We start from the raw sequence: 5,383 nt of genomic DNA, 5'->3' as shown, positions 1-5,383 counted from the left end.
ACAGACCCGAGTCTGTGAGCTCCATAAAATCCAACCAATTATCTTTTTGAGAATTGAGGACTTCTTCTTGCTTTCTTTCTTCCGTATTTCTTTCTTTCAACCATTCTTGAGTCTCTAGTTAAGAATCCAGCTTCTCTTAAAGCACCTTTTAAAGTTTCGTCAGCTAGGATTAAAGCTCTTGCTACACCATGTCTGATTGCTCCAGCTTGTCCTGCGTTTCCTCCACCGATTACATTAACGATAACTTGGAATTTATCTAAAGTTTCAGTTAATGCTAATGGTTGTTCAACTATTTTAGCAAGTATTTCTCTTCCTCCGAAATACTCAGCCATTGATTTACCATTTATTTCTACTCCTGTTCCTCCAGGAATTAATCTTACTCTTGCTACAGAAGTTTTTCTTCTACCAGTTCCTCTATATTGAATCATTTCAGCCACTGTCATTTACCCCCTATTAAAATTCTACCTTTACTGGTTTTTGTGCTGTATGCGCATGTTCAGCCCCAGCAAATACTCTTAATCTAGTTAATTGTTGCTTACCTAATTTGTTCTTTGGAAGCATTCTTTTAACAGCTAGCATTAATAGTTCTTCTGGTTTTTTATCTAGGATTTCTCCTAAGCTTCTTACTCTTATTCCTCCTGGGAATCCTGAGTGATTGTAATATTTTTTATCAGTTAATTTTTTACCAGTAACTACTATTTTAGATGCATTAGTAACTACTACGAAGTCTCCTCCATCAACGTGTGGAGTAAAAGTTAATTTTTCTTTACCCATTAATTTTTTAGCAATCTCAGTTGCTAATTTTCCTAATATTTGCCCTTCAGCATCATAGTGGTGCCATTCTCTAGCAACATCTTCTTTTCTTTGCATAAAAGTATACTTTTTCACTTTAATTTTTCCTCCTAATTATGTTATATCGTTCTAATATAACGCAACGGTCCTTTGTGGGAAAGGTTTAATATACCTTACTATTATATTAGTTTTTCTCTTTTATGTCAAGTTTTTTTCTTATTTTTCTTCAGCTTCCTCTTTATTTTCCTTAGGTTCTTCAGCAGGTTGTCCCTCTTCTTTTTTTTCTGGAAGTGGGTTTCCAAACATCCACTCAATTTGTCTTTTTATTCCTGTAAGATCAATAATTTTATCATTTACTGTAATTCTTCCTGTTTCAGGAATTGTGATAAATCCTTCATCAATAGGTGCTTCTTTATCTAAGTTTATTTGAATTTTTATAGGTTCTGCATCTTCAGAAGGTTTAAATTCTGTTCTTACACTCTTGATTACACCTTCAGATGAAAGTATTTTTGCTTTCTCTTCATCAGACATTCTTCTTTGAGGTGGATAATCTGCAATAAATAAATCTGTTGTTTCAATAAATTTAACTTTATCTTCAGCAACTTTTTCAAATATATCCATTGTATATTTTCCTCTTTCAGCAACTACAAATTGCTCAAGATCAAGAATTTTCTTTCCTACACCAAATGGATCTGGAAGTATTCCAAACTCCCCTTTAGTTATTAAAGTATCATCTGGAGCGTTTAATCTCACTTCAAACATAGTTGCTCTATCTAATTCTTTCATAGTCATAACTATTGATAAATTAGGCATAGCAAAAGGAAACATTGGTTGAATAAAATTATCAAATGATCCAAATACATCAATTATTCCTGGCATTTGTGGATTTGCCTGTGCTTTATACGCTGTTATTATACTTTTTAGTTTAGCCATCTTTATACCCCTTTTCTGTTATTATTTTTGTACTTTGTTTTATAATATACCATATTTTATCACACTTTGTAAATTAATGTAGGAGTAAATTCCATATTTTATTCTCCATTAGTCAAATATTTTTATTTTATAGATTTATTGACATTTATTTTTTTATGTGGTATACATATACAAACGGAAAAAATAAAGGAGGCCATCATGTTACTAAGGAACAGGAAGTTAAGGAATTTAAACAACCAAATAAATACCTTTTCTTTTCATATGCCTTGTAATATTGGCTATTAACTTTAAATTTTTAATGTTTTTTGTAATTGTATTTTTAGTTATCAAACCAGTTTATCACAAAGGTGATATGCTGGTTTTTTTGTATTCAAAAATAATAAAGGGGGAAATAACATGTCAGATTTAAAAGAAAAATTATCATCTTTATTTAAAAATTATCTACCTGAGTTAAAAAGGATTAATGAATTTATCTATCACAATCCAGAACTTGGAAATAAGGAGTTTAAAGCATGTGCACTTTTAAGTGAAACTCTTAGAAACCATGGTTTTGAAGTTACTGATAATTTCAGCAATATTCCAACTGCTTTTTGTGGCAGGTACAGGTATGGAAAAGGTGGAGTAAAAATAGCAATTCTTGCAGAATATGATGCACTACCAGAGATTGGACATGGATGTGGACACAACTCATTTGCAACTACAAGTATTGCCACTGCACTTATTCTTAAAGATGTATTAGACAGTGATGGAGAAATCTTAATAATTGGAACTCCAGCAGAAGAAACATGTGGAGCAAAGGTAGAGATGGCTAAAGCTGGCGTGTTTAAAAATATCGATATTGCTATGGCTGTACATCCTACTGGAGAATGCCATAAACGTAGTGGAACGTCTCAGGCTATGGAAGCACTTCAATTTACCTTCAAAGGAAAAACAGCACATGCTGCTGGTAATCCATATGATGGTATCAATGCTTTAGATGGAGTAATTATGCTTTTCAACTCTATCAATGCTCTGAGGCAACAGACTCGTGAAGATGCAAGAATACATGGAATAATAAGTAAAGGTGGAGAAGCAGCAAACATTATCCCTGATCTTGCTGTTGCAAACTTCTATGTAAGAGCTAACTCACTTGCTTATTTAAAAGAGCTTATAAAGAAAGTTAAAGATTGTGCAAAAGGTGCTGCAATAGCAACTGGTTCTCATGTTTTCATTGAAAATTATGAGACAAGTTTTGCTGATCTTGTTACAAATAAAAAACTTTCAGAAACTTATGAAAAAAATCTGAAAATCCAGGGAGTGGATTATATAGTTGATAGCGGTTCAGCTGGATCAACTGACATGGGAGATGTAAGCCATTGCTGCCCAACTATTCATCCATACTTCCCTCTTTCAAAAAAATCACTTATTGGGCACTCTAGAGAGCTTGCTGAGGCAACTATTCACTCTGAGGCTTATAAAGGAATGGAAGAAGCAGCTGTTGCTATGGCACTTACTGCTATGGATATTTATCGTGATTCTGATCTATTAAAAGAAATCAAAGAAGAATTTTACCGTATTGAATAGGAGGAAATATGAAAAAATATTTATGTATATTAATGTTAGTTTTATCTAGTTTGGCTTTTGGGAAAAAATTATATGTAGGAACAAATGCAGAATTTGTACCTTATGAATATCTGGAAGATAATAAATTAAAAGGATTCGATATAGAGCTTATGGAAGCTATTGGAAAAGAATTAGGATATGAAATTGTCTGGACAAATATGGGATTTGATGGACTTTTACCAGCACTTCAAATGAAAAAAATTGATGCTGTTATAGCTGGAATGTCTCCAACACCTGAAAGAGAAAAAGCAGTATCTTTCTCTGGGCCATATATGCTTGTAGATTCAAATGAACACTATGTATTGGTAAACAGTGCAAGCACAATTACTAAAAAAGAGGAACTGAAAGGTAAGAAAGTAGGAGTCCAAATAGGTACTATTCAGGAACAATTTACTAAGGATCTTGGGGGAATTCCTGTATTATATGATGGATGGACAAATGCTATAATGGATCTTAAAAACAAAAAAATCGATGGTGTTATTATTGCAGATGTCACTGGTAAAAAATATCTTGAGACAATCAGTGGAATAAAAAAAGTCGATGTGGTTTTAGATGAAAATCCTGGTGCTGCAATAGCTTTTAGAAAAAATGATAAAATTATTCCAAAAATAAATGAAGCCATAGAAACTCTTGATAACAACGGAGAATACTTAAAACTTCTGGAAAAATATTTTCCTCAAAAAGTTGAAAAATATAAAAAAAAATAGATTAAAATAAAAAAATTTAAACTTTTTTATACCTTACCCCGTCAAAAGAGTAGGTAATAAAAATTGATTCATAAAATTCTTTCCCTAATTAGAGGTAAGGATGGGTACCCCCCTGTCCTTACCTCTTTCATTTATAATGCTTAAAATTATAAAATTACTTATTATTAATACAAAAATATATTTATTAATAATTTTTTAAACTTTTTTACAGTTCGTTGCGTCAAAAGGATGTTAATAATAATAGTTTATTCATAAAATTCTTTCCCCAAACTCTAAGGGCAGATAATATTATCTGTCCTTATTTTTTTCTTTTATTTCACTTTATCTTGATTATGATTTTTTTTAGTGATAAAATGAAGGAAGTTTGAAAATAAAATGGGGTTGATTATATTTGGATATTACAAAGATTTTAAATTTACAATGTATTTTATTTATTTTAATTGCAACAGGTGCTATTGCCAGAAAAAAAGGAATTATTAAAGCTGAAGGAAAAGCTGTTCTTACAGACCTCCTTATATATATATTCCTGCCATGCAACATCATCAGTTCATTCAATATGAAATTTACTCTTGATATATTCTTAAAATTTGCAATAATTCTGCTATTTGCTGCTATTACTCAATTTTTCTGTATGTTTATGAGCAAGTATACATATAATAATGTAGAAGAAAGAAAAAGAAAGGTTTTACAGTATGCTACAATATGCTCAAATGCTGCTTTTCTGGGATTGCCAGTTGTAGAACAGATATTTGGTCTCACTGGAGTAATGTATGCTTCAGTAGCTATGATTCCACAAAGAATTGTTATGTGGTCATCTGGACTTTCATGCTTTACTAAGCATGATTCTTTTGGAAAAGTATTTAAAAGAGTAGCACTTCATCCATGTATTATAGCTGTTTATATTGGGCTTATTCAGATGTTTTTACCATTTGATGTCCCTACACCAATCGCTTTTTCTATTAAAACAATTGGAGGGTGTACCCTTACCACATCTATGATACTTATAGGTACTATGCTTGGTGAGATAACTGATTTTCATTCAATTTTCTCAAAACTTCTAGTTAAGTATACTTTTATTCGTCTTATACTGATTCCATTTGTTTCGGTTCTCATTTGTAAACTAGGAGGACTTGATAATCTAAGTATTGGAGTAATCTCTCTTCTAAGTGGTATGCCTGCTGGAAGTACTACTGCAATATTAGCTTCTAAATATGATGGAGACTATATATTTGCAAGTAAGGTAATAGTTTTTAGTACAGTTCTTTCAATAGTTACTATCCCAATGTGGAGTATGATATTTTCATTCTTTCATATAAGTTAATATAATAGAGGCCGTTGCAAAATGCAAC

At 31.6% G+C, this 5,383-nt stretch carries 6 protein-coding genes; 3 read left to right on the top strand and 3 right to left on the bottom strand.

What is annotated here, in order from left to right; all coding sequences use genetic code 11:
• Positions 1-38: 38 nt before the first annotated feature.
• The 3 genes from rpsI to IX290_RS11045 form a co-directional block, all read right to left on the bottom strand.
• Positions 39-443: a 30S ribosomal protein S9 gene (rpsI, locus tag IX290_RS11055; protein WP_249168948.1), complete on the bottom strand. Its 405-nt coding sequence runs from the start codon at positions 441-443 to the stop codon at positions 39-41.
• Between the two features lie 10 nt (positions 444-453).
• Positions 454-888 (bottom strand): 50S ribosomal protein L13, encoded by a 435-nt coding sequence (rplM, locus tag IX290_RS11050; RefSeq protein ID WP_211493248.1) that lies wholly within the window; start codon positions 886-888, stop codon positions 454-456.
• A gap of 120 nt (positions 889-1,008) precedes the next feature.
• A complete protein-coding gene (locus IX290_RS11045) occupies positions 1,009-1,725 on the bottom strand; it encodes a hypothetical protein (RefSeq protein ID WP_211493247.1) in 717 nt (238 codons plus the stop codon).
• A 396-nt stretch (positions 1,726-2,121) separates the two neighbouring features.
• Between IX290_RS11045 and IX290_RS11040 the strand changes: the two genes are divergently transcribed.
• The 3 genes from IX290_RS11040 (at position 2,122) to IX290_RS11030 (ending at position 5,355) form a co-directional block, all read left to right on the top strand.
• Positions 2,122-3,288, top strand: a complete 1,167-nt coding sequence (locus tag IX290_RS11040) for a M20 family metallopeptidase (protein WP_211493246.1) — start codon at positions 2,122-2,124, stop codon at positions 3,286-3,288.
• A gap of 8 nt (positions 3,289-3,296) precedes the next feature.
• A complete protein-coding gene (locus tag IX290_RS11035) occupies positions 3,297-4,034 on the top strand; it encodes a transporter substrate-binding domain-containing protein (protein ID WP_211493245.1) in 738 nt (245 codons plus the stop codon).
• 391 nt (positions 4,035-4,425) lie between these two features.
• Complete coding sequence (locus IX290_RS11030; protein WP_211493244.1) at positions 4,426-5,355, top strand: AEC family transporter; 930 nt, start codon at positions 4,426-4,428, stop codon at positions 5,353-5,355.
• Positions 5,356-5,383: the final 28 nt, after the last annotated feature.

This window comes from Fusobacterium sp. DD2, assembly GCF_018205345.1.
Lineage (GTDB): Bacteria > Fusobacteriota > Fusobacteriia > Fusobacteriales > Fusobacteriaceae > Fusobacterium_A.
This window is presented reverse-complemented; position numbering and strand designations above follow the sequence as displayed.

Excerpts from the sequence above, each read along its gene's own strand:
- rpsI (WP_249168948.1), bottom strand. The coding sequence starts at position 443 with ATGACAGTGGCTGAAATGATTCAATATAGAGGAACTGGTAGAAGAAAA.
- IX290_RS11045 (WP_211493247.1), bottom strand. The coding sequence starts at position 1,725 with ATGGCTAAACTAAAAAGTATAATAACAGCGTATAAAGCACAGGCAAAT.
- IX290_RS11040 (WP_211493246.1), top strand. The coding sequence starts at position 2,122 with ATGTCAGATTTAAAAGAAAAATTATCATCTTTATTTAAAAATTATCTA.
- IX290_RS11035 (WP_211493245.1), top strand. The coding sequence starts at position 3,297 with ATGAAAAAATATTTATGTATATTAATGTTAGTTTTATCTAGTTTGGCT.